This window comes from Frigoribacterium sp. PhB118, from assembly GCF_003751725.1.
Taxonomy (GTDB): Bacteria; Actinomycetota; Actinomycetes; order Actinomycetales; family Microbacteriaceae; genus Frigoribacterium.
Genome location: NZ_RKID01000005.1, coordinates 82,671 through 104,164, shown reverse-complemented (window position 1 = coordinate 104,164; position 21,494 = coordinate 82,671). Strand labels below are relative to the sequence as shown.

At 73.2% G+C, this 21,494-nt stretch carries 20 protein-coding genes; 8 read left to right on the top strand and 12 right to left on the bottom strand.

Annotation, left to right across the window (positions count from 1 at the left end):
* Nucleotides 1-6 precede the first annotated feature (6 nt).
* Nucleotides 7-1,083 (bottom strand): aromatic acid exporter family protein, encoded by a 1,077-nt coding sequence (locus tag EDF21_RS14340; protein ID WP_123571815.1) that lies wholly within the window; start codon nucleotides 1,081-1,083, stop codon nucleotides 7-9.
* 119 nt (nucleotides 1,084-1,202) lie between these two features.
* Between EDF21_RS14340 and EDF21_RS14335 the strand changes: the two genes are divergently transcribed.
* From EDF21_RS14335 to EDF21_RS14325, 3 genes are all read left to right on the top strand, one after another.
* Nucleotides 1,203-2,399: a phosphotransferase family protein gene (locus EDF21_RS14335; protein ID WP_123571814.1), complete on the top strand. Its 1,197-nt coding sequence runs from the start codon at nucleotides 1,203-1,205 to the stop codon at nucleotides 2,397-2,399.
* 132 nt (nucleotides 2,400-2,531) lie between these two features.
* Nucleotides 2,532-4,004, top strand: coding sequence for an FAD-dependent oxidoreductase (locus EDF21_RS14330; RefSeq protein ID WP_123571813.1), 1,473 nt, complete (start codon nucleotides 2,532-2,534; stop codon nucleotides 4,002-4,004).
* Nucleotides 4,005-4,384: 380 nt separating this feature from the next.
* Nucleotides 4,385-6,517, top strand: a complete 2,133-nt coding sequence (locus EDF21_RS14325; RefSeq protein WP_056048208.1) for a DEAD/DEAH box helicase — start codon at nucleotides 4,385-4,387, stop codon at nucleotides 6,515-6,517.
* A gap of 132 nt (nucleotides 6,518-6,649) precedes the next feature.
* Here EDF21_RS14325 and EDF21_RS14320 read toward each other — a convergent pair whose 3' ends face one another.
* Nucleotides 6,650-7,603, bottom strand: a complete 954-nt coding sequence (locus EDF21_RS14320; RefSeq protein WP_148053714.1) for a hypothetical protein — start codon at nucleotides 7,601-7,603, stop codon at nucleotides 6,650-6,652.
* 154 nt (nucleotides 7,604-7,757) lie between these two features.
* Between EDF21_RS14320 and EDF21_RS14315 the strand changes: the two genes are divergently transcribed.
* Nucleotides 7,758-8,153 carry a VOC family protein gene (locus EDF21_RS14315; RefSeq protein WP_158612927.1) on the top strand — a complete coding sequence of 132 codons (396 nt, stop codon included), beginning with the start codon at nucleotides 7,758-7,760 and terminating at the stop codon, nucleotides 8,151-8,153.
* Between the two features lie 284 nt (nucleotides 8,154-8,437).
* Here the strand turns inward: EDF21_RS14315 and EDF21_RS14310 are convergent, their stop codons facing one another.
* Both EDF21_RS14310 and EDF21_RS14305 read right to left on the bottom strand, forming a co-directional pair.
* Nucleotides 8,438-9,475 (bottom strand): NAD-dependent epimerase/dehydratase family protein, encoded by a 1,038-nt coding sequence (locus EDF21_RS14310; protein WP_233568521.1) that lies wholly within the window; start codon nucleotides 9,473-9,475, stop codon nucleotides 8,438-8,440.
* 7 nt (nucleotides 9,476-9,482) lie between these two features.
* Entirely contained in the window at nucleotides 9,483-9,755 is a 273-nt protein-coding gene (locus EDF21_RS14305) for a mycoredoxin (RefSeq protein ID WP_123571810.1), read from the bottom strand.
* 83 nt (nucleotides 9,756-9,838) lie between these two features.
* Between EDF21_RS14305 and EDF21_RS14300 the strand changes: the two genes are divergently transcribed.
* Nucleotides 9,839-11,596 carry a pyruvate dehydrogenase gene (locus tag EDF21_RS14300; RefSeq protein ID WP_123571809.1) on the top strand — a complete coding sequence of 586 codons (1,758 nt, stop codon included), beginning with the start codon at nucleotides 9,839-9,841 and terminating at the stop codon, nucleotides 11,594-11,596.
* Nucleotides 11,597-11,688: 92 nt separating this feature from the next.
* Here the strand turns inward: EDF21_RS14300 and EDF21_RS14295 are convergent, their stop codons facing one another.
* On the bottom strand, nucleotides 11,689-13,044 hold the full coding sequence (locus EDF21_RS14295; protein ID WP_123571808.1) for a hypothetical protein: 1,356 nt from the start codon (nucleotides 13,042-13,044) through the stop codon (nucleotides 11,689-11,691).
* 74 nt (nucleotides 13,045-13,118) lie between these two features.
* Between EDF21_RS14295 and EDF21_RS14290 the strand changes: the two genes are divergently transcribed.
* The gene (locus EDF21_RS14290; RefSeq protein ID WP_123571807.1) at nucleotides 13,119-14,729 is read left to right on the top strand and encodes a CYTH and CHAD domain-containing protein; all 1,611 of its coding nucleotides are present in this window, start codon (nucleotides 13,119-13,121) and stop codon (nucleotides 14,727-14,729) included.
* Nucleotides 14,730-14,796: 67 nt separating this feature from the next.
* On the opposite strand, the gene EDF21_RS14285 is transcribed toward EDF21_RS14290, so the two are convergent.
* The 5 genes from EDF21_RS14285 to EDF21_RS14265 form a co-directional block, all read right to left on the bottom strand.
* The gene (locus tag EDF21_RS14285) at nucleotides 14,797-15,336 is read right to left on the bottom strand and encodes a DUF1697 domain-containing protein (protein ID WP_056048188.1); all 540 of its coding nucleotides are present in this window, start codon (nucleotides 15,334-15,336) and stop codon (nucleotides 14,797-14,799) included.
* A gap of 5 nt (nucleotides 15,337-15,341) precedes the next feature.
* Nucleotides 15,342-17,450 (bottom strand): S9 family peptidase, encoded by a 2,109-nt coding sequence (locus tag EDF21_RS14280; protein WP_056048184.1) that lies wholly within the window; start codon nucleotides 17,448-17,450, stop codon nucleotides 15,342-15,344.
* A gap of 20 nt (nucleotides 17,451-17,470) precedes the next feature.
* Nucleotides 17,471-17,755 carry a hypothetical protein gene (locus EDF21_RS14275; protein ID WP_056048180.1) on the bottom strand — a complete coding sequence of 95 codons (285 nt, stop codon included), beginning with the start codon at nucleotides 17,753-17,755 and terminating at the stop codon, nucleotides 17,471-17,473.
* 95 nt (nucleotides 17,756-17,850) lie between these two features.
* Nucleotides 17,851-18,381: a hypothetical protein gene (locus tag EDF21_RS14270; protein ID WP_056048177.1), complete on the bottom strand. Its 531-nt coding sequence runs from the start codon at nucleotides 18,379-18,381 to the stop codon at nucleotides 17,851-17,853.
* A 49-nt stretch (nucleotides 18,382-18,430) separates the two neighbouring features.
* Nucleotides 18,431-18,784 (bottom strand): hypothetical protein, encoded by a 354-nt coding sequence (locus EDF21_RS14265; protein ID WP_043596433.1) that lies wholly within the window; start codon nucleotides 18,782-18,784, stop codon nucleotides 18,431-18,433.
* 133 nt (nucleotides 18,785-18,917) lie between these two features.
* Between EDF21_RS14265 and EDF21_RS14260 the strand changes: the two genes are divergently transcribed.
* Nucleotides 18,918-19,415, top strand: coding sequence for an 8-oxo-dGTP diphosphatase (locus EDF21_RS14260; RefSeq protein WP_056048175.1), 498 nt, complete (start codon nucleotides 18,918-18,920; stop codon nucleotides 19,413-19,415).
* 127 nt (nucleotides 19,416-19,542) lie between these two features.
* Nucleotides 19,543-19,842, top strand: coding sequence for a hypothetical protein (locus EDF21_RS14255; RefSeq protein WP_056048172.1), 300 nt, complete (start codon nucleotides 19,543-19,545; stop codon nucleotides 19,840-19,842).
* 23 nt (nucleotides 19,843-19,865) lie between these two features.
* Here the strand turns inward: EDF21_RS14255 and EDF21_RS14250 are convergent, their stop codons facing one another.
* Both EDF21_RS14250 and EDF21_RS14245 read right to left on the bottom strand, forming a co-directional pair.
* Nucleotides 19,866-20,099 (bottom strand): hypothetical protein, encoded by a 234-nt coding sequence (locus EDF21_RS14250; protein ID WP_056048171.1) that lies wholly within the window; start codon nucleotides 20,097-20,099, stop codon nucleotides 19,866-19,868.
* A gap of 19 nt (nucleotides 20,100-20,118) precedes the next feature.
* Nucleotides 20,119-21,468, bottom strand: a complete 1,350-nt coding sequence (locus EDF21_RS14245; protein ID WP_056048169.1) for an ABC transporter permease — start codon at nucleotides 21,466-21,468, stop codon at nucleotides 20,119-20,121.
* Nucleotides 21,469-21,494 lie beyond the last annotated feature (26 nt).

Sequence of the window (21,494 nt, the reverse complement as noted above, 5' to 3'; positions counted from 1 at the left end):
CGGATGCTACCCGATGATCTCCTCGCGCACGCGGCGCAGGTCCTCGAGCAGCGACCCGACCAGCACCCAGTTGTCCGGGTCGGGGCGCAGCACGCTCACCGGCGACGTGAGCGCCGGGCCGTCGTCGTGCCCGGTGCCCGTCGCGGGACCGCCGGTGGCGTCGGGGAGGCGGGAGGCGCGCCCGGCCGGCAGCGCCTCCTCGGTGGTCCGCGCCAGCAGGCGCACGTCGTGGGCGGCTCGTCGGAGGTCTTCGGCGATGCTCTGCACCACGGGGTCGTCGGACAGCCCGGGGTCGTAGTTGTCGTGGACCGACCGCACCATGCCGACCACCCGGTTGACGAGCACGGTGAGGCGCCGCAGCAGCGCCGCGTCGGCCTCGAGGACGCTGCGGTTGCGGCTCGCACGGGGGTTGAGCTGGAGGCTCTCCTCGCCCGCGGTGACCGCGTCGACCGCCCGGGCCTGGGCCACCCTGAGCTCGCGGGCCCTGGTCAGGCCCGTGGCGAGCCGCGACCCGTCGACCGGTTCGTCGAGCACGGCGGCGGTCTCGTCGAGCACGGACGCGATGTCGCGCGCGAGCCGTCCGACGGCGAGGTGCGCGGGGGCGAGGGCGACGGGAGGCACGATCAACGCGTTGATCGCGAGCGCGATGGCCGCACCGATGATCGTCTCGAGCACCCGGTCGAGCGCGTAGTCGGGGGTCTGGGCGCCGATCGCCAACACGAGCATCGCCGAGATCGGCACCTGGTTCGCCGAGCTCGGCGTGAGCCGGAAGGCCCAGGCCACGAGCAGGCTCACCACGACGATCGCCAGCACGATCCAGGTCGCGTCGCCGAACAGCTGGCCGGCCGCGAAGGCGATGAGCACGCCGGCGATGACGCCGACGCTGCGCTCGAGGCCGCGCACGAACGACTGGTTGACGCTCGGCAGCACCACGAGCAGGGCCGCGATCGCGGCGAAGATCGGCAGGGGCTGCTGCAACAGGGCCACCGAGGCGAACCAGGCCGCCATCACCGCGACGCTCGTCTTCACCACCTGGAGCAGGGGCGTGCGCTTCGTCTGCCGGATGCGCGAGACGACCTTCACGCCCTCCAGGGTAGACGGGGAGGCGCCGCCCGCGTCGCGACGTCGCGACAGGTCACGAAACGGTCACCCCGCCCGCGCCTCCCCACCGATCGGTCCGGCTGCTGGTTGACTGCGTCCTCGTGTGGCCCAACTCCGCCGAGGTGCTCCCCGCCGCGTTCGCGAACTCGGGGCTGACCGTCGTCGCCTTCCGACCCCACTCGGTCGAGCCCTCGGGCGCCGGGTTCCTCTACGGCTACGAGGTCGACACGGTCGACCCGGTCGGCGCGACCTCGACCGTGCTGACCTTCATCGACACCGACACCCGGGCCGCCGACGAGTCCTCGGTGCTCACCCGCGACCCGACCACCGGTCAGCCGCTCGCCGTCTGGGCCTACCCGGCCGACCCGATGCTGCCGGCGCTCGCCGGGGCCACGTATCCCGACCGGGTGGCCGACGCGCTCGCGGCGCTCGGCGTCGTCGTCACCGAACCGCGGCTGAGCGTCGCGGCGTACCGACCCGGCAAGCGCGCCGTCATCCGACTCGATGCCGCCGAGACCACCGTCTTCCTCAAGGTGGTCCGCCCCGACCGGGTGGCACCGATCGTCGCCCTGCACGAGGCGTTCCGGGCGCAGGGGCTGCCGGTGCCCGCCGTGCTCGCCTCGCGGGCGGACGGCCTGCTCGTCCTCGAACGCGTCCCGGGGGTGCCGGCCGGGCAGCGCGTCGTCGAGCTCGTCGACGACCCGCGGTTCGTCGAGCAGATGGTCGACCTCGGCACGCGCATCGCCCGCGTCGACGTGGTGGCGCGGGCGCAGTCCGACGCCCTCGACCACGGAGCCTGGCACCGCTCGACGCTGCGCGCCGCGCTGCCCGACCGGGCGACCGAGATCGACGGCCTCTACGACGAGATCGACCGGCGCCGCGCCTCATCCGCCTCGGACGCCCTCGCCGTGATCCACGGCGACCTGCACCTCGAGCAGCTCTTCGTGCACCCGTCCGAGCCGTGGCGGGTCACCGGTCTGCTCGACGTCGACACCGCGGGGCTCGGGCACCCGGCGCGCGACGCGGCGGCCCTCGTCGCCCATCTGGTCGTGACGGGACAGTGGCACCGGGGCAACGGCGACGAGGCCGAGGCCCGGGCCTGCGAACGCCTCGCCGACGACGTGACGCGCGCCTGGGTCGAACGCCTGCCCGGCCTGGCCGACCGGCTCGCGCCGGGCGTCGCGTCGCAGCTGCTCGCCCACGCCGGCGGACAGGCCACGCTCGGCACCGACACGGGCCGCCGCAAGGCCGTCCAGCTGATCGGTGCCGCCGCGGGCACCCTCGCCCGCCCCGCCTGACCGCCCGCCCCTCCGCCGCCCACCCACGGACGGGTCCGCCGCGCACCCACGGACGGGTCCGCCGCGCACCCACGGACGGGCGGACGGGCCTACCGTGGCGCGCAGCACCCACCCGCGCACCCGGAGGCCCCCATGCCGTCACCCTGGCTCGACGCCGCTCCCGACGTCACCACCGACAGGATCGACCCCGAGACCGTCTACGACGACGTGATCGTCGGCGGGGGCCTGACCGGACTCGTCACCGCCTTGCTGTTCGCGCGTCGCGGTCACCGGGTCGCCGTCCTGGAGGCGCGCACGGTCGGCAGCGTCGCGAGCGGCAGCGGGTCCGCGTCGATGTCGCTGCTGCAGGGCAGGCAGCTCCAGCGCATCCGCACGAACACCTACCAGAGCGTCGTCGACGCCTACGTCGCGGCCAACCGGGCGGGCTTCGACTGGATGGTCGACTACCTCGACGAGGCCGGCGTCGAGGTCGAGCGCCGGGACGCCTTCAGCTACGCGACGACCCGGGCCGGGCTCGCCACGGTCGACGACGAGTACCTCGTCGCGAGGAAGGCCGGCCTCCCCGTCGTCAAGGAGTTCGGCCTCGACCTCCCGTTCGGCACGACCGGCGGACTCCGGTTGCCCGACCAGGCGCAGTTCGACCCCGTGCAGGCGATCGTCGCGCTGGTGGCGGACGTCCGGGCGCTCGGTGGCGTCGTCGTCGAGGGGGTGCGCGTCACCGGCGTCGACGCGACGAATCCGACGGTGACCCACAGCGACGGTCCCGACGTCCGCGGCCGCCGCGTGCACGTCACGACGGGCAGCCCCGTGCTCGACCGCGGCCTCTACTTCGCCAAGCTCCGCAGCGAGCGCTCCTACGGCCTGGCCTTCGAGGGCGTCGACGACCTGCCGGACGGCATGTACCAGGCGGTCGACGGTCCCACCCGGTCGTTCTCCGCGGTGGGCGACCGCCTCGTGACCGGCGGCAACCGGCACCCGGTGGGTCGCGCCTCCTCGACGATCGCGATGGTCGACGACCTCGCCGAGTGGACGACGCGCCACTGGCCGGGTGCGCGGCCGACCCACTCGTGGAGCGGTCAGGACTACGGCACGCCGCACCACGTGCCGTTCGTCGGCTGGCTGCCGCGGGGTCGGGGCCGCATCTACCTCGCGACCGGCTACGAGCACTGGGGGCTGACGAACGCGGTCCAGGCCGCGATGACCCTCGTGTCGGACGTGCTCGGCGACCCGCAGCCCTGGATGACCACGCTGCACGGGCGGGTCACGACGCCGATCGCCATCGCGTCGGGGATCGGCATCAACGCGGCCGACGCGTGGTGGGCGGCCAAGGGCTGGGCCGGCGCGATGACCCGCCGTCTGGTCGCCGTCGCCCCCGCCGAGGGCCAGGGCGAGGTGGGCCGCTCGGGTGGCTTCGCCCCCGTCGCGCGCTCGACCGTCGACGGCGAGGTGTGCACCGTGTCGGCGATCTGCCCGCACCTCGTCGGCATCGTCACCTGGAACGACTCCGAACGGTCGTGGGACTGCCCGCTGCACGGGTCGCGGTTCGCCGCCGACGGCAGCGTGCTCGAAGGACCGGCGACCCGCGGCCTGCGTCGTCGCGGCTGACGCGCCGCCGGTCCGTCGCCACCTGGCCCCGAGACACGAGGAGGCGCTGGTGGCGTACCGGCGCGTCGTACGCGTAAACTGTCCCCAGCTTCACCGCCCGGGTGTTCTCCGGTCCGCGCCTCCTCCGGTGCGAGTCGACACCTCGGCGTGACGGGGCTTCGGGGCACGTGCCGTCGTCGGACTGCCCGCCACGAAGGTCGCCCGTCGCGAAGCCGGTACAGCTGTCCATCGCGCGGCACCCCGCCCCGCACGCATCCGGCGCGACCCTCTCGGTCGTCGTCCGTCCGGGTCGCCGAGCCTCTCGGCGTCCCGCGCAGCACCCTCCGCCGACACGGCGGCACAGCACCGTCGACGTCCCGCGTCGACCACGAGGAGGAGCCTTGGCTCGACCAGGCCAGCGTCAATCGGGTGGTACCCGCACCGCCCAGCGTCCGAACCGTCGCCGCGAGGTCGACAACGACGGGCTGATCCCCGTCCTCGCCCGTGCGGTGCGCGAGGTCGAGGCCGCCGCGCAACGCGGTCAGGTGAAGCCCTCGAGCCGCACCAAGTTCCAGGTCATCGCCCTGCTCATGCGCGAGGAACGCGCCCGGGTCAAGGTCGACAAGGCCATCAGCGAGTCCGAGCGCGCCGAGCAGATGAAGCGCCTCGACGGCGTCGCCCAGATCCTGGCCAAGACCGCCGCCCGCGACACGTCCCTGATCACCCTGCTGGGCGACGCGGCCACGGTCAGCGAGGCCGCCAAGACGCTCAAGCGCGACATGCAGATGTCGGCCGGGCTCGAGCTCGAGCCCGAGCAGCAGATCATCGTCACCGAGGCGGCGCCGGTCGCGCCGACCTCCGAGCGACAGGTCGTCCCGCAGTCGGTCATCTCGCGGCAGCTGGCGAACCCGTTCCTGCCGCCCGACTTCGCGCTCGCCGAGGTCGCCCGCGAGGCGCACCCGCGCCGGCTCGCGAACTGGGAGCTCTTCGGCCCCCTGTTCAAGTCCTTCGAGTACGGCGCCGGGGGAGGCTCGGCCTGCATGCCGCTGCCCGAGCCCACCACGGTCGACGCCCCCGCGGGCGCCACCCTGATGCACCACCAGGCACAGCTCGTCGAGTCCGCCCGCCAGGGCCACCGCACCTACCTGCTCGCCGACGAGCCCGGCCTCGGCAAGACCGCCCAGGCCCTGCTCGCCGCCCAGGCGGCCGCGGCGTACCCGCTGCTCGTGGTCGTGCCCAACGTCGTCAAGACGAACTGGGCCCGCGAGGTCCAGCTGTGGACGCCGACGCGCACGGCGACCGTCATCCACGGCGACGGCGAGAAGCTCGACGCCTTCGCCGACGTGGTCATCGTCAACTACGAGGTGCTCGACCGTCACGTCGGCTGGCTCGGCGAGCTCGGCTTCAAGGGCATGATCGTCGACGAGGCCCACTTCATCAAGAACAAAGAATCGCAGCGGTCGCGGCACGTGCTGCAGCTCGCCCAGCGCATCCGGTCGCGCACCGCGCACCCGCTGCTCATGGCGCTGACCGGCACCCCGTTGATCAACGACATCGAGGACTTCCGCGCCATCTGGGAGTTCCTCGGCTGGATCGGCGACAAGAAGCCCGCCGCCGAGTTGATGGAGCGCCTCGAAGAGGTCGGCCTGACCCCCGCCGACCCCGGGTTCTTCTCGTCGGCGCGCGAGATCGTGATCGACCTCGGCATCGTCCGTCGCAAGAAGGTCGACGTCGCCTCCGACATCCCCGCCCGCCGCATCGCCGACCTTCCGGTCGAGCTCGACGACGAGGTGGGCCGGTCCATCCGCGACGCCGAACGCGAGCTGGCCCGCCGCATGGTGCAGAAGTACCGCACCGCGCTCACCACCCGCACGTCCGGCGTCCGCGTCGAGGGCATCGATCACGACCTCGTCCGCCAGGTCGCCAAGTGGGAGCTCGAGGACGCCAGCGCGTCGAGCACGGGTGAGAACGTCTTCAGCATGGTGCGCCGCATCGGTCAGGCCAAGGCCGGCCTGGCCGCCGACTACACCGCCCAGCTCGCCCGCAACGTCGGCAAGGTGGTGTTCTTCGCCAAGCACATCGACGTCATGGACGTCGCCGAGGCCACCTTCGCCAAGCGGGGCATCAAGTACTCCTCGATCCGCGGCGACCAGACCCCGGCCGTCCGTCAGCGCCAGATCGACGCCTTCGTGAACGACCCCGAGGTCGAGGTCGTCGTCTGTTCGCTGACCGCGGCCGGCGTGGGGCTCAACCTGCAGGTCGCCTCGAACGTCGTGCTGGCCGAGTTGTCGTGGACGGACGCCGAGCAGACGCAGGCCATCGACCGCGTGCACCGCATCGGCCAGGCCGAGCCGGTCACGGCGTGGCGCGTCATCGCGGCGCAGACGATCGACACGAAGATCGCCGAGCTGATCGACAGCAAGGCCGGCCTCGCCGCCCGGGCACTCGACGGCGACGACTCCGAGGTCGTCGACTCCGTCGACGTGCAGCTCTCGGCCCTCGTCGCCCTGCTCACCGAGGCCCTCGAAGCCTGACCCGCCCTCACCGCGCCGCACCTCGACGCACCGCGCCGCACCGTGCCGCACCTCGACGCACCGCGTTTCGTGCACGCCACCGCGACACACCGCCGCACCTCGACGCACCGCGTTTCGTGCACGGCACCCCGACTAGTCACGGTGCCGTGCACGATTCGCGGTGTGGACGCGCGGGAGGCCGGCTCGCTCGAGCCGTGTGACGATCCGCTGCGGACGCGCGAGATCGCGCCAGACGGTTCGTGTCACCCGGTTCACGTAGGGCAGCCCCCTCAGCCGGTCTTCACGGACCTTCTCGAGGACCACGATCTCCTCCGCCGTCAGCCCGTGCCGCATCTCGCGGTCGAGGTACTTCACGAAGCCGTCGAACTCGTCGTACACGCCGTAGGCCTCCCACCCGAAATCGGTGAACCCGATGAGCCCTTCGTCGTCGACGTGCCGTTCCTGGAGACGGGGTGCCGGGAATCCGAGACCGTCCAGGGCGACCCGGTAGACCGATTCACCGGCGGAACCGGCCAGGGGGCTGGCGAACTCGGCGACCCAGGAGGCGCGGGTCGAGCCCCGGACACGGTCTCGTCCCAGCAGGCACGCCTGGTACTCGGCCAGCGTGCACAACCGACGTCGCAGGCAGTGGTCGAGGACGGCCACGGCCTGGCTGCGTGTCCCGCTCAGAGCGACGTCCACGGCCGTCCGGGCCGGCGTGGTCACGAGGAGACCCCGATGACTGGTGACCTCGTCCGAGAGCAGCGGTGCCGCATGCCTCGTCACGTGCGCACCCGTGTGGGTCCGGGCGCGCGCCGGGTCGGTCGTCGAGACGCGGGCGAGCGGCGGGCCGAGCACAGGCATGCCCCACACCGCGGCCGCCGAGGTGTGGGAGACGACGACCGCGTCACGCATCCGGCCGACCGCGGCCGCCGTTCGGACGGCGTGGCGTTCCTCGCGGCGCAGGCCCCGCCAGGCCGCCGACTCGACGTAGCGTCCGGGCGCGACGCGCACGAGTTCGCCACGCGCGTGGGCTCGGCGTTCCGACGGATCGTCGAACCGCGAGCGGATGAGGAGGGAACGAAGGTCTCGTTCGTGGGTGGTCACGCGTCGATCGTCTCGGGCGCGAGCGGACTCCGGGATCGGATCTCGCCACCCTGTGGAGGGATGCGGGGGACGGCGGAGCGCGGGACGAGAGGCCGTTCTCAGTCGAGGCGAGTTCGGTGGGTCGGAGAACACCCGACCACCGAAGGAGCACCCCATGCCCGAACTCTCCGGCTACGCCCACGTCGCCATCACCGTCTCCGACCTCGACACGAGCCTCGCCTTCTACGAGAAGCTGCTCGGCGCCGGCCCCGTCGGCCGCATCGAACTCGACGGCCTCGATCGCCGCATCTTCTCCGTCGGCAACGGGCAGATCCTCGGGGTGACGGCCTACACCGGGGGATCGAGCGCGGCCTTCGACCCGACCGTCCCCGGGCTCGACCACATCGGCCTGGCCGTGACCGATCGTGACGGCGTCGTCGCCTGGCAGGAGCACGCCACGTCGGTCGGCATCGAGTCCGACCTGCAGGACGCGGACTTCGGCCACGCCCTCATGATCAAGGACCCCGACGGCAACCAGATCGAGTTCTTCGCCCCGACCGCACAGAGCTGACACGGGCCGCCTGCCGCGACGGCACCGCGTTTCGTGCACTGCACCGCGACTAGACGGTGTGTGGCGCACGAAACGGGGTGCGGAGGCGCGGGGGCCTTTTACCCAGGACGCGCCGGACCGGGCCGCCTGCCGGCATCGCACCGCGATTCGTTCACCGCACCGCGACTAGAGCGAGCGTGCTGCACGAATCGCGGTGCACTGCATGGCGGGTGCGGCGGGCGGTGCGCGAGGCGCGGGGCGCGGCTTGCAGAGACCGGCAAAGAGTGGCGGAGCGCGGGTCGGTCTCAGCGGTCGCGGGCGGCGGTGAGCAGCTCGCGTTCGTCGGCGGGCTCGAGCCCCGCGCCGTGGGGGCCCGCCGGGCCGGGACGCGAGAGTTCCCACGCGAGGACGTCGCGCAGCGTCTCGTCCACGGGGCGCGGCACGAGCCCGGCGGCCCGGCCCGCGCCTCCTGACCGGGCGCCGAAGCTCGCGTGCGTGGCGAGGGGCACCCAGAGGGGCATCGACCGGGGCCCGGCCCACGGCCCGACCCCGTGTGCGTCGAGCCAGGGCTCGTCGACCGGTACGACCTCGCCCGTGTGGCCGGCGACCCGGCGCGCCACCGCGAGGTGGTCGGCCAGCGACTGCCGATCACCCACCGCGTCGAACGTCCCCGAGAGACCTCGCTCGACGGACGCGACGATCCAGCTCGCCAGGTCCCGGACGTCGACCGGCTGCACGTCGAGACCGGGCACGTCGGGCACGAGCACGGGATCGGGCTCCGTGGACGCGGCGGCCAGGGCGAAGCGCAGCGGCCACCAGCCCGTGCGGCCCGTGTGGTCGCCCGGTCCGCCGATGAGGCCCGCCCGGACGAGCAGTGAACGGTCGGCGCCGAACGCCTCGACGACGGCGCGCTCGCCCGCGACCTTCGACCCGCCGTAGTCCGACTCGTCGGCGTCGACGAGGGCCGCCGTCTCGTCCGCCCCGGTGGTGGCGGTGTCGGCGTAGACGCTGACGCTCGAGACGAAGACGAAGGAGGCGCTGGCGGGTTCGAGCACCGACACAGCGTCACGCACGTGCGACGCGTCGCGGCTCAGGTCGACGATCGCGTCCCAGCGTCGTCCGCCCTCGAGCACGGCGTCGTACGCCCCGGGCGTGCGACGGTCGGCCCGGACGAACTCCGCGCCCTCGGGGACGTCGCCGGACGACCCCCGGGCGAGACACGTGACGTCGTGGCCGCCGGCGAGGGCGGCCTCGACGATCGTCCGACCGAGCCAGGCGGTGCCGCCGAGGATCAGCAGCCGCAGGGGGCGACGTGCCGAGGAGGTCGTGCCGGTCGGGCCCACGACGGCGTCAGAGGCCGAGCTTGGCCTGGACGTCGGCGAGCGAGGGGTTCGTGGCCGTCGAGCCGTCGGGGTAGACGATCGTCGGCACGGTCTGGTTGCCGCCGTTGGCCTTCTCGACGATCTCGGCCGTGCCGGGGACCTCTTCGATGTTGACCTCGGTGAAGGCGATGCCCTTCTTGCCGAGTTGCTGCTTGAGGCGGGCGCAGTAGCCGCACCACGAGGTGCTGAACATGGTGATGCTGCCGGAATCGGGGACGTACGTGCTCGCGATGTCGCTCATGACCCCAGGTTAAGCCCGGTCGGCGGTGAGCGCCGGGGGAGTTGTCTGGGAGGCGTACCGGCACGCACCACGAAGGGAACACCATGGCAGACACGGTCGCCGACCAGATCATCGCCCAGCTCGTCACCGCCGGCGTCCGCCGGATCTACGGCATCGTCGGCGACAGCCTGAACCCGATCGTCGACGCCGTGCGTCGCACGGGCGGCTCGGCGAAGGGCGGGATCGACTGGATCCACGTCCGCAACGAGGAGGCCGCGGCGTTCATGGCCTCGGGCGACGCCCAGATGAGCGGTGAGCTCGCCGTCTGCGCCGGGTCGTGCGGCCCGGGCAACCTGCACCTCATCAACGGGCTCTACGACGCCAACCGCAGCCGCGCCAAGGTCCTGGCCATCGCCAGCCACATCCCGAGCACGATGATCGGCTCGGACTACTTCCAGGAGACCCACCCCGACCGCCTCTTCGTCGAGTGCTCGGGCTACAGCGAGATGATCTCGACGGCCGAGCAGTCGCCGATGGTCGTCGCCAGCGCGATCCGGCACACCCTGGCGGGCGAGGGCGTCAGCGTGATCACGCTGCCGGGCGACATCGCCGAACTCGACGCGGGCGGCAAGGTGCCCGCCTACGTCAGCGTCCGCCCGCCCGAGCTCGTGCCCGACCGGCACGACGTGCAGGCCCTGGCCGATGCCGTGAACCAGGCCGACACCGTCGCGTTCTTCGTCGGCGAGGGCGGTCGTGGGTCGCACGACGAGATCATCGCCCTGGCCGACCTCGTGGGTGCCCCGATCGGGCACAGCCTGCGGGGCAAGGACGTCATCCAGTACGACAACCCGTTCGACGTCGGCATGACCGGCCTGCTCGGCTACGGTGCCGCCCACGCCGGCATCCACGACGCCGACCTGCTCGTGCTGCTCGGCACCGACTTCCCGTACCCGCAGTTCCTGCCGGACGCCTCGAAGGTCACCATCGCCCAGGTCGACGTCGACGCCGCCGTGATCGGTCGTCGCGCCGACGTGCAGGTGCCCGTCCACGGGGCGATCGCCCCGACCCTCCGGGCGCTCATGCCGCTCGTGACACGCAAGAAGAACCGCAGGTTCCTCGAGAAGACCCTCAAGAAGCACGAGAAGCTGATGACCGGTGCGGTCGGGGCCTACACGAAGAACGTCGAGAAGATGCGGCCGATCCACCCCGAGTACGCGGCCTCGCTGCTCGACGAGGTCGCGGCCGACAACGCCATCTTCACGGCCGACACGGGCATGGGAAACGTCTGGGCCGCGCGCTACGTCACCCCGACCCCGCGCCGGCGCATCTTCGGCTCGTACCTGCACGGCTCGATGGCCAACGCCCTGCCGCACGCCCTCGGTGCGCAGATGGCCTACCCCGATCGCCAGGTCGTCTCGATCTCGGGCGACGGCGGGCTGTCCATGTTGATGGGCGAACTCGTCACGGCGCAGATGTACCAGCTGCCGGTGAAGATCGTCGTGTTCAACAACTCGACGCTCGGCCTCGTCAAGCTCGAGATGCTCGTCGACGGGTTCCCCGACTTCGGCGTCGACGTGCCCTACACGGACTACGCCGCGGTGGCGCGCGCCATCGGCATCCACGCCGTCCACGTCGACGACCCCCGCGACCTCCGGGCGGCCTACGAGGCAGCCTTCGAACACGACGGTCCGGCGCTCGTCGACATCGCGACCGACCCGAAGGCACTCTCGCTACCCCCGACGATCACGGGCGCCCAGGTGAAGGGCTTCTCGCTCGCCATGTCGAAGATCGTCATGAACGGCGGCGCGGGCGAGGCCGTGGCCATGGCGCGGTCGAACCTGCGCAACGTGCCGCGTCCCTGAGGTCGGCGCCGCGCCTCCTGCCCCCTCGCTGTCGAGGGGTCAGGAGGCGCGGCGCGCACGCGGGGGACGCCTCGCGACCCTGCCCGCCCGGCTCAGCCGGCGGCGGGGGCGCTGCGTGCGGCGAGCCGGGCGACGGCCGCGAGCGGGATGTCGATCCAGTCCGGCCGGTTGCGGCTCTCGTAGATCGCCTCGTACACGGCCTTGTCGATCTCGAACGCGTCGAGCAGGGCCCGGGCGGCCCGGACGTCGACGCCGGACGAGGCGACGTACCCGTCGACGAACGCGCGGCGGGCGTCGTGCGCCCAGGCCGCGGCGTCCACCGGGACGGCCTCCTGCGCCAGCGAACCGGCCACGTAGTCGAACGACCGCAGCATGCCCGCGATGTCGCGGATCGGCAGGTCGGGGCGCGAGCGCTCGGGCATCGGCCGCAGGGGCTCGCCCTCGAAGTCGATGAGCATCCAGCCGCGCTCGGGCGAGAGCAGGGCCTGACCGAGGTGGAGGTCGCCGTGGATGCGCTGCAGGTCGGGCCAGTGCAGGTGCTCGGCCGCGTCGTAGACGGCACCGATCGCGGCGGCGTGCTCGGCGATCTGCGGCACCTCGCGCGACGCGGTCGTGATGCGTCGACGCATGCTCGTCAGGGCCCCGGCGATCTCGTCGTCGCCCGCGGGGACCGTGCCCAGGTCGGCGGCGAGGGTCGCGTGCACCTCGGCGACGGCGACGCCGAGCGCGTGGGCATCGGCGGTGAAGTCGGTACCGTCGGCCGCCGCCGTCAGGGCCACGCGCCACGCGTCCTCGAGGCCGGGGAGGAACTCCTGCGAGAAGGCGAGGTGGCCGGTGGCCGTCCCGCCCTCGCGCCCGACGTCGGGCCAGGTCGCGCGCAACGAGCCGAACGACGAGGGGACGTGCGTCGACCCGCCACGGGTCAGGGCGGCCTGGGTGGTGACGTCCGGGTTGTCGCCGTGGTGCAGCACCCGGAAGACCTTCGCGATGACCTGGTCGACGGGGCCGCCCTCGACGTCGTAGACGATCGAGGTGTTCGACTGTTCGCCCGAGAGCACGCGCGAGCGACGCACCTGCCCGGGGTCGACGATGCGCGTGCCGTCGACCGTGACGTCGGCACCCGCCACGTGCGCCTCGGCGGACATGGTGCGCAGCAACTCCCGGGCGTAGGCCGGGTCGTGGGGACCGTCGTAGAGGTAGCGTCCGTCGGCCGAGCCGATGAAGGCCGCGTCGCCGCCGGGCAACGGGGTCGCGCGGCTGACGAGGGGCACCTGGTAGAGGACGGGGACGTCCGCCGCCTCGTCGATGATCAGCAGCGTCATGGTGAGGGCGTCGTCCACCTCGGCCTCGAACGATCCGATCACCCGCAGGGCGGGCGTTCGTCCCTTGGTCGCGTACCAGCGCTGACGCGCCATCCATCCGGCAAGAATCGGTGCCACATCGCTCATGCGACGACCCTACGCCGGGCCGCCCCGCGGGGTCCGGAGGGCCGGCCACCGGGCCTCCCGACTAGAACGGAGGCATGAGCCCCGCATCACCGCACCGCACCGAACAGACCGAGATCGAGCGCAAGTACGACGTCCACGAGAGTGCCGGGGTGCCCGACCTTGTCGGGGTGGGGGGCGACGCCGCCGAGGCGCTCGTCGTCGACGGCGTGGGGCACGACGACCCCGTCGAGCTCGCCGCGACCTATTGGGACACCGTCGACCACACGCTGCTCGGGGCCCGGACCACCCTGAGGAGGCGCGAGGGCGGTGGCGACGCCGGATGGCACCTCAAGCTGCCGCCGTCGGCCGGCACGACCGGGCGCCGCGAGGTCCACTGGCCGCTCGGCGACCCGGGCGAGCCCGTGCCGGACGCCCTGCGCCGGCTGGTCGAGGCGCGGCTGCGGGGCCGACCGGTGCACCCCGTGCTCCGACTCGAGACGACGCGCACCGTGACCCGCCTGCTCGACGGCTCGGACCGCGAGCTGGCCGAGCTCGCCGACGACGTCGTGCGGGCGTCGAACCCCGACACGGGCGTGCTGCGCACCTGGCGCGAGTGGGAGGTCGAGCTCGCGCCAGGCGTCGACGGCGACGAGGGCGAGCGGCTGCTCGACGCGGTCGCGGAGCGGCTGGAGGCGGCCGGTGCGTCGCTCTCGTCGTCGAAGTCGAAGCTGGCCAGAGGGCTGGGTTCGGAACTCGCGGTGCCGGCGGCGTCGGGCGACGGCACCGGCGGGGCCGCCTCGACGGTCGTGCCTGCCCCGGCCACCCCGGCCCCGAAGAAGAAGTCGGCGGCGGCTTTCGTGGCGTCCGCTGCGTCGGGACTCCGTGACGAGCTGCTCGCGGTCGACGCCGCCGTGCGCGACGGCCGGCCGGATGCGGTCCATCGGCTGCGGACCACGACCCGGCGACTGCGCGCCCTGCTGACCGTGTGGGACGGCGTCCTCGACCCCGGGCTCGCCGCCGCCGTCGTGGCGGGGGCCCGCCACGTCGGCCACGTCTCGGGTGCCGCTCGGGACGTCGAGGTGGCGCGAGGCCGGGTGGCGACCCGCGCCTCCTCGGCTCCGGAGGGCTTCGTGGCCGCCCAGGTCACGGGGCGGATCGACGCCCGGCTCGGCGAACGACTCGACGAGGCCGTCGGTGACGTGCGTCGCCTGCTCGACTCGGGCGCCTGGTTCGACCTGCTGGACGCGGTCGACGCGCTCGTGGCGGCCCCGGCGACGGGGGAGCACGCCACCGACCCGGCCGCCGACCTCTCGGCCGCGCGGCTGCGGGCCGAGCGGAAGCGGACGAGGCGGGCCGTCCGGGCGGGGCTGGCGGCCGTGGACGCGACGGACCGAGCAGGCGCCGTGGACGCGCTCCCGGTCCTGCACGACGCGCGGAAGGCCGCCCGACGACTGCGGTACGCCCTCGAGGCCGACCGGGCCCGCAGCGGATCGGGTCGCGGCCGGGCCCGCCGGGCCGAGGCCGTCCAGGACGCCCTCGGCGAGCACCGCGACGCCCTCGCGGCGGTGCGTTCGATGCGCGAGGTCGCGACGCTCGCGAACCGGTCGGGCGAGGACGCCTTCGGCTACGGCGTGCTGGCCACCCTCGAGTCCGCCCGTGCCGACGACGCCCTCCGCCGCTTCCGCCGCGCCGCCGCCGACCTCTGACGTCGGGACGCCGACCTCTGACGTCGGGACGCCGACCTCTGACGTCGGACCTCGGGCGCGGAAGGGGTCAGGCGGAGCGGCGGGCGAGCAGCGCCTCGAGCTTGCGCACGGTCGCGTCGTTCCGGGCCGTGACCGGAGTCGGCAGCCCCCGCCACCAGGCGGCCGGCACCCGCGAGGCGAGCACGCCTGCCGGCAGCCACTGGCGGACGGCGTCGGGCGAGACCACGATCTCTTCGTCGCCCAGGTCGACGTCGGGAGGCGCCACCCCGTCGAGCGCGCCCGGCACCTCGGCGAACGCGACCGACAGCAGCTTCGGCTCGCGCTCCTCGCGTCGGAGGGGGTTCGCCACGGCCAGCCGCGTGAAGCGCTCGGCGTCGAGCAGCACCAGGTCGGCGTCGACGCCGGTGGCCCGGGCGATCGACGCCCGGAGCCCGGCGGCGTCGTCGGCACCGAGCCGCGACGACGCCCCGAACACCAGGTTGCCGCTGTTGAGCAGCGTCTCGGGGCGCTCGAAGCCGAGGTCGGCGGCCACGCGTCGCAGGTCGGCCATGGCCACCCGCTTGGCCGTGCCGACGTTGACGCCCCGCAGCAGGGCGACGTGGTCCACGTTCGTCAGGCCCGCCCGAGGACGTCGAGGATCCACGCGATCTCGAACGCCCGCTCGCGCCAGGACTCGTACCGTCCGCTGACGCCGCCGTGCCCGGCCGACATCTCGGTCTTGAGCAGCACGGGGGCGTCGACCTCGCGCAGCCGCGCCACCCACTTGGCGGGTTCGACGTAGAGCACCCGGGTGTCGTTGATCGAGGTCACGGCGAGGATGCGCGGGTAGGTCACGTCGTCGCGAACGTTCTCGTACGGGCTGTAGCCGCGCATGTACTCGTAGACCTCGGCGTCGTGCAGGGGGTCGCCCCACTCGTCCCACTCGATCACGGTGAGCGGCAGGTCGGGGTCGAGGATGCTCGTCAGGGCGTCGACGAACGGGACGGCCGCGACGATGCCGGCGAACCGGTCGGGGGCGATGTTCGCCACCGCGCCCATCAGCAGGCCGCCCGCGCTGCCGCCCTCGGCCACCATCAGCTCGGGGGTCGTGCGACCCTCGGCGATCAGGTGGTCGGCGACGGCGACGAAGTCGGTGAAGGTGTTCTTCTTGGTGAGCGTCTTGCCGTCCTCGTACCAGGAGCGTCCCAGTTCGCCGCCGCCGCGGACGTGGGCGACCGCGAAGACGACGCCGCGGTCGAGCAGCGACAGGCGGGCGACGCTGAAGCCCGGGTCGATGCTGTGCTCGTACGAGCCGTAGCCGTAGAGGTGCACGGGCGAGGGCCCCTCGGCGGGGACGGCGTCACGGCGCCAGACGAGCGAGACGGGCACGCGGGTGCCGTCGGTCGCCGTGGCCCACTCGCGGGCCTGGTCGTAGTCGGCCGGGTCGTAGCCGCCGAGCACGTTCTGACGCTTGAGGAGGTGACGCTCGCCCGTGCGGACGTCCAGGTCGTAGACCGTCGACGGCGTGACGAACGAGGTGTACCCGAAGCGGACGGTCGGCTGGTGGAACTCCGGGTTGCCGCCCGCGCCGGCGGCGAACAGCGGCTCGTCGAAGCCGACCTCGGAGACCTCGCCGTAGCCGTCGGGACCGAGCGGCACGACCGCGAAGCGCGGCAGCGCGTCGCGGCGGTACTCGACCACGAGGTGGCCGGAGAACGCGTCGACGGACTCGAGCCGGACGGAGGCGCGGTGCTCGACGATCACGCGGCGGTCGGTCGTCGAGGTGGGGTCGTCGGCCGGCACGTCGACGAGCTCGAAGTTCTCGGCGCCGTCGTTGTGGACGATGAGCAGGCGGTCGCTGCCCGCGACGATCGCGTGCTCGACGTCGTACTCGACGCCCTCGCGGCGCGGCCAGACGACCCGGAACTCGCCGGTCGGGTCGGCCGCGTCGAGCAGCCAGGTCTCGCTCGTGATCTTCGACCCGACGTCGACGACGAGGTACTGGCGGCTGCGCGTGAGGCCCACCCCGATCCAGTAGCGGTCGTCGGTCTCGGTGAACACCGTGACGTCGTCGCCGGGCTGCCCGACCTCGTGACGCCAGATGGTGTCGGGCCGCCAGGACTCGTCGACGGTGGGGTAGAAGACGTATCGGCCGGTGGCGTCGAACAGGGCGCCGGCGGCCGTGCCGGTGACCACGTCGTCGAGGTCGCGGCCGGTCGCCAGGTCGCGGATGCGCAGCGTGTAGCGCTCGTCGCCCTCGACGTCGACCGCGTAGGCGAGCAGGGTGCCGTCGGGCGAGACGTCGAAGCTGCCGATCGAGAAGAAGTCGTGCCCCTCGGCCTCGGCGTTGCCGTCGAGCAGCACCTGCTCGCCCTCGGCGGCCTCGCCCGCCTCGATCGACGGGGGATTCCAGTCGTCGGGCCCGGTGATCGGTGCGCGGCAGTGGATGCCGTACTGCTGCCCCTCGGCCGTGCGCGAGTAGTACCACCACGAGCCCTCACGGACCGGGACGCCCAGGTCGGTCTCTTGCACCCGGCCCTTGATCTCCTCGAAGACCGTCTGCCGCAGACCGGCGAGGTGGGCCGTCTCGGCCTCGGTGTGCGCGTTCTCGGCCTCGAGATGCGCGACGACCTCGGGGTCGTCCTTGGCACGGAGCCACTCGTAGTCGTCGACGAAGTCGTGGCCGTGGTGCGACCGGGTGACGGGCTTCTGGGGGGCACGGGGAGCGGGAACGGAGGCCATCACCCGAGCCTAACGGCGGCTCAGACGGAGCGGTCGCTGGCCGTGATGCCGTTGAAGGCCGGCACCTCGGGGTACTCGTCCGAGGCGACGTGGACGTCGGCCGGGTCGGGCGCCTCGCCCTCGCGGGCCTCGTCGATCGCCTGCTCGGGGGTGCCGGCCTTCTCGGCGGCCGACTCGGAGTGCGTCCCGGGGACCGTGTACGTCGCGTCGACGTCGTGCCCGGCCGGGTCGACCGTCTCGCTCGCGCCGGACGCGTCGTCGCGGGGGGTGGTGTCGGGGGCCGGGGTCTGGTCGCGGACGCTCATGCGGGGGACGGTACCCGCGCCTCCTCGGTGACGTCCGGCCAGGCCGTCGGTCGTCGGCCGGCCCTGACGCGGGTCGGCGTCCGACCCGGCGGCGGTCAGTCGTCGACGGGCAGGGCCGTGGTGGGCGCGCTCAACCCCTGGACGGTGGCGCCGAGGTGCGCCTCGCCGGGTTCGAGGTCGGAGATGGACCGACGGTCGGACCTCAGTCGTCGGACCGAGGCGTTGAGCCGGGCGTGCAGCTGCATGAGGTGCAGGCGGTAGCGCTCGGGGGCGTCGTCGCTGTCGTCGAGGAAGGTGTTGCACGCCAGCGTCATCTCGTTGAGCACGGGCAGGGCCGACGAGCGAGGACGGAGCGCCCGTCGCGCCCGCCGGATCTCGCCCCGCAGGGCCGAGATCGAATGACGGGCCTGCTCGTAGACGGGGTCGAGGGCGCGGGGGTTGGGGCTGAGCCTCGGTGCCACCCGGCGCAGTACGCGCCGGAAGTGGATCTCGGTGATCAGCTCGTTGAGGGCCGACGCCTCGCGCCGGCGCGACTCGATCAGCCGCACGAGCAGGTTCGACGCGAACGCCGCCCCGGCACCCACGAAGGCACCCACGGTCACGGTCACGACGTCCCACCAGCTCATGGGGCCACGCTACGGCGGACCACCGACAGCCGGGTCGGGCGAGGCGCGGTCAGCGAGAGGCGTCGTCGAGCCGCCCCATGAGCGACCAGACGGCCCGTGACAGCTCGGGGTGCCACAACGCGATGGTGCGCAGGTAGCCGAGCTCGTCGGCGAGACCGAGCCCCGTCGCGGTCGGCACGCCGTCGGTGCCCAGGGCGTCGGCCCGCAGCGAGATCACGACCTGCTCGTCGACGGTGGGGAGCCCGGGGATGACGTCCCAGGGGTCCTCGCCGTTGCGGCAGCGCAGTTCGATCAGGGCGGAGAGCTCGTCGTGGGCCTCGGCGCGCAGCACCTCGAGGCTCCGGCCGGCGCCGCGGAACTCGGGCCCGGGGCGTCGCCTCCCGCTCGATCGTGCTTCGGACATGCCGACGAGCCTACGCGCGAGGCGTCGTGCGGTTCCCGGGGACGCGGCCCGCGCCTCCTGCCGTCAGCCCTCCTGCCGTCCGCCCTCCTGCCGTCCGCCCTGTGGGCGGGACGACAGCCGGTAGCCTTCCGGCATGCCGGTCTACCGCGTCTGCGTCGCCTACCTGTTGCGGGAGCACGAGGGGCGTCGGCAGGTCCTGCTGGGACGCAAGAAGCGCGGACTCGGCACGGGGCACTGGGTGGGCCTCGGGGGCAAGCTCGAGCCGGGGGAGGGCGTGCAGGAGGCGGTGGTCCGCGAGATCGCGGAAGAGAGCGGCGTCGAGGTGCTCGCGTCGGACCTCGACCGGAGGGGCGACCTGCTCTACCTCTTCCCGCACCGTGAGAGCTGGAGCCAGCGGTCGACGGTCTTCGTCGTCACCGCGTGGCGCGGCGACCCCGCCGAGAGCGACGAGCTGGTGCCCCGGTGGTTCGACCTCGACGAGCTGCCCCTGGACGAGATGTGGGACGACGCGTCGCACTGGCTGCCCGGTGTGCTCGCCGGGGGACGGGTCACCCGGACGTTCGTCTTCGCGGCCGACCTCGCGACGGTGGCCTCCGACGCTCCGCTGCCGGCGGAACACGCCGGCCCCTGAGGCGTTCCGGCCCGGACGCCTGGCCCTCGCAGAGGGGGGCGCGGTGGCGCCGTGCTCCGCTTAGGGTCGGTTCCGAGACGGATCACGGGGAGATCCCCGCCGTCGGACGGATCTCACGGGGAGCGACATGACCAGCTACGACGGCCTGACCACGACCACGCTCCGGAGCCCGGCCCGCACCGCCGTGGCGCCCCGCCAGCTGTCGTTGCCGCTCTGGCTGCCCGCGGTGGCCTGGGCCCTCGGCCTCGTCGTCGTCGTGGTGGGGGCCGCCTTCGGCGGCGTCCTGCTGGCGCTCTCGAGCCTCGGCGTGGTCGCCCTCGTCGCGGGCATGGCAGCCACGGCCGCGCGGTGGCAGCGCATCGAACGCCTCGCGGCGATCGAGCTGGCCGAGCGACGTGCCTCGACCGCCGAGGCACGACTCGTCTGAGCCCGACACCCCGTCCGGGCGGGTCAGCGTCCGCGTCGGGTCCCGGTGCGCGACAGACCCGCGCGTACGAAGAAGTCGACGACGCCGGTGAGCACGGCACCGACGACCGCGAACCAGGCGTAGCCGACGAAGCGCGCCGCCACGTCGGGACCGCCCTGTGGTGCCAGCGTCACCGAGAGGACGTAGAGGGCCCCGGCCGCGACGAGCAGCAGGACGGCGAGGGCGACGAGCAGGCGGTGCAGGGTGGTCGTGGTCACGAGCGTCGAGGGTACCGCCTCAGCGCGCGACGCCGTCCTCGCGCCCGGGGTGCCCCGACCCGATCCGGTCGCTCGGGACGACGCGCACGGGTCGAGTCGCTAGCTCGTCGTTCTCGAGCCCGCCGGGTGCACCGAGGAACATGTCGCCCCGCTCGCCGGGGTCACCGAGGTCGTCGCGTTCGTCCGCCGGGATCGTGTTGATCGTGCCCGTGTCCGTCGCCACGAGGCCGTGTCGGGCGAGCACCTCGTCGCGCTCGGCGACGAGGAACTCGCGGTTCGCGTTCTGGGCGTCGGCGAACATCGTCGTGCGGCCGGACACGATGCGGGCGATGCGGCGGCTCTCCCACCAGCGCTTGCCGACGAGCATCAGCACGATGCCGAGAGCGGCGTAGCAGAGCATCATCGTCACGCCGCGGCCGTAGCCGGGGCCCACGCCGTAGAGCACGCGCTTGAGCATCTCGGTGATGCCGCTCCCGACGACGACGGCGTTGAGCCACGCGAACGGTTGGGGCATGAACCATGCGGGGTAGGCGGCACCCGAGGACGGCATGGACAGGAAGACGAACACGATCATCGCGGGCAGGGCGACGAACCGTCCGACGAAGTAGCTGATGCCGTTGACCGCGAGGCCGATCGCGATGATCCAGGCCCAGGCGATGAAGAAGAGCGGCACGAAGTGCCCGTCGACGGCCCCGATCACCGGCCCGGCGAGGACGTTCGTCACGAGCGAGATCACGCCGCCGCCGACGCCGATCACCGTCATCCGGGTGCGGTGGCGGAGCGGGGCGCCCATCAGCCCGATGAACATCGCCACCATGTAGCCGCCGATGCACCACGAGAGCATGAGGTACATCGACACGGTGCCGTACTCGTCGTTCGCGGGCAGCGGTGCCAGGTCCGTGACGGTGGGCGTGACCCCCTGGGCCTCGAGCACGGGGGTGATCGTCGCCGGGATGAGGGCGGCGACCTGGTACTGGTGGGCGCTCGCGGTGTAGATCGTGGTCTCGGCCGGGTCGTAGGCCACGGCGACGCGTCCGGCGAGCACCGCCTCCTCGGCCTCGTCGGCGGAGCCGTAGGCGCGGACGTCGATCACGCCGGGGCGGGCGTCGTCGAGGCCCGTCTGCAGGTCGGCGGCGGCCGACGAGGACCCGACGACCGCGACGGGGACGTCGTGCGGGTGGGGGGCGTGGAAGGCCGCGATGTAGCAGAGGCAGAAGCCGACGATGAAGAACAGCGGCAGCCAGAGCTGCAGGCCGATCAGCTGCAGCGACGGGTGGAGGGTCGAGTACCAGCGACGGTACCGTCCGAGCTCGGGCTTGGGCGGCCCTCCCGCGTCGTCCGTGGTCGTCTGGTTCGTCGTGGTCGCCACGGTGCCGCGCCCTCCTGCTCTCGGTC

Excerpts from the sequence above, each read along its gene's own strand:
- EDF21_RS14330 (WP_123571813.1), top strand. The coding sequence starts at position 2,532 with ATGCCGTCACCCTGGCTCGACGCCGCTCCCGACGTCACCACCGACAGG.
- EDF21_RS14315 (WP_158612927.1), top strand. The coding sequence starts at position 7,758 with ATGCCCGAACTCTCCGGCTACGCCCACGTCGCCATCACCGTCTCCGAC.
- EDF21_RS14305 (WP_123571810.1), bottom strand. The coding sequence starts at position 9,755 with ATGAGCGACATCGCGAGCACGTACGTCCCCGATTCCGGCAGCATCACC.
- EDF21_RS14300 (WP_123571809.1), top strand. The coding sequence starts at position 9,839 with ATGGCAGACACGGTCGCCGACCAGATCATCGCCCAGCTCGTCACCGCC.
- EDF21_RS14295 (WP_123571808.1), bottom strand. The coding sequence starts at position 13,044 with ATGAGCGATGTGGCACCGATTCTTGCCGGATGGATGGCGCGTCAGCGC.
- EDF21_RS14290 (WP_123571807.1), top strand. The coding sequence starts at position 13,119 with ATGAGCCCCGCATCACCGCACCGCACCGAACAGACCGAGATCGAGCGC.
- EDF21_RS14280 (WP_056048184.1), bottom strand. The coding sequence starts at position 17,450 with ATGGCCTCCGTTCCCGCTCCCCGTGCCCCCCAGAAGCCCGTCACCCGG.
- EDF21_RS14275 (WP_056048180.1), bottom strand. The coding sequence starts at position 17,755 with ATGAGCGTCCGCGACCAGACCCCGGCCCCCGACACCACCCCCCGCGAC.
- EDF21_RS14270 (WP_056048177.1), bottom strand. The coding sequence starts at position 18,381 with ATGAGCTGGTGGGACGTCGTGACCGTGACCGTGGGTGCCTTCGTGGGT.
- EDF21_RS14265 (WP_043596433.1), bottom strand. The coding sequence starts at position 18,784 with ATGTCCGAAGCACGATCGAGCGGGAGGCGACGCCCCGGGCCCGAGTTC.
- EDF21_RS14260 (WP_056048175.1), top strand. The coding sequence starts at position 18,918 with ATGCCGGTCTACCGCGTCTGCGTCGCCTACCTGTTGCGGGAGCACGAG.
- EDF21_RS14255 (WP_056048172.1), top strand. The coding sequence starts at position 19,543 with ATGACCAGCTACGACGGCCTGACCACGACCACGCTCCGGAGCCCGGCC.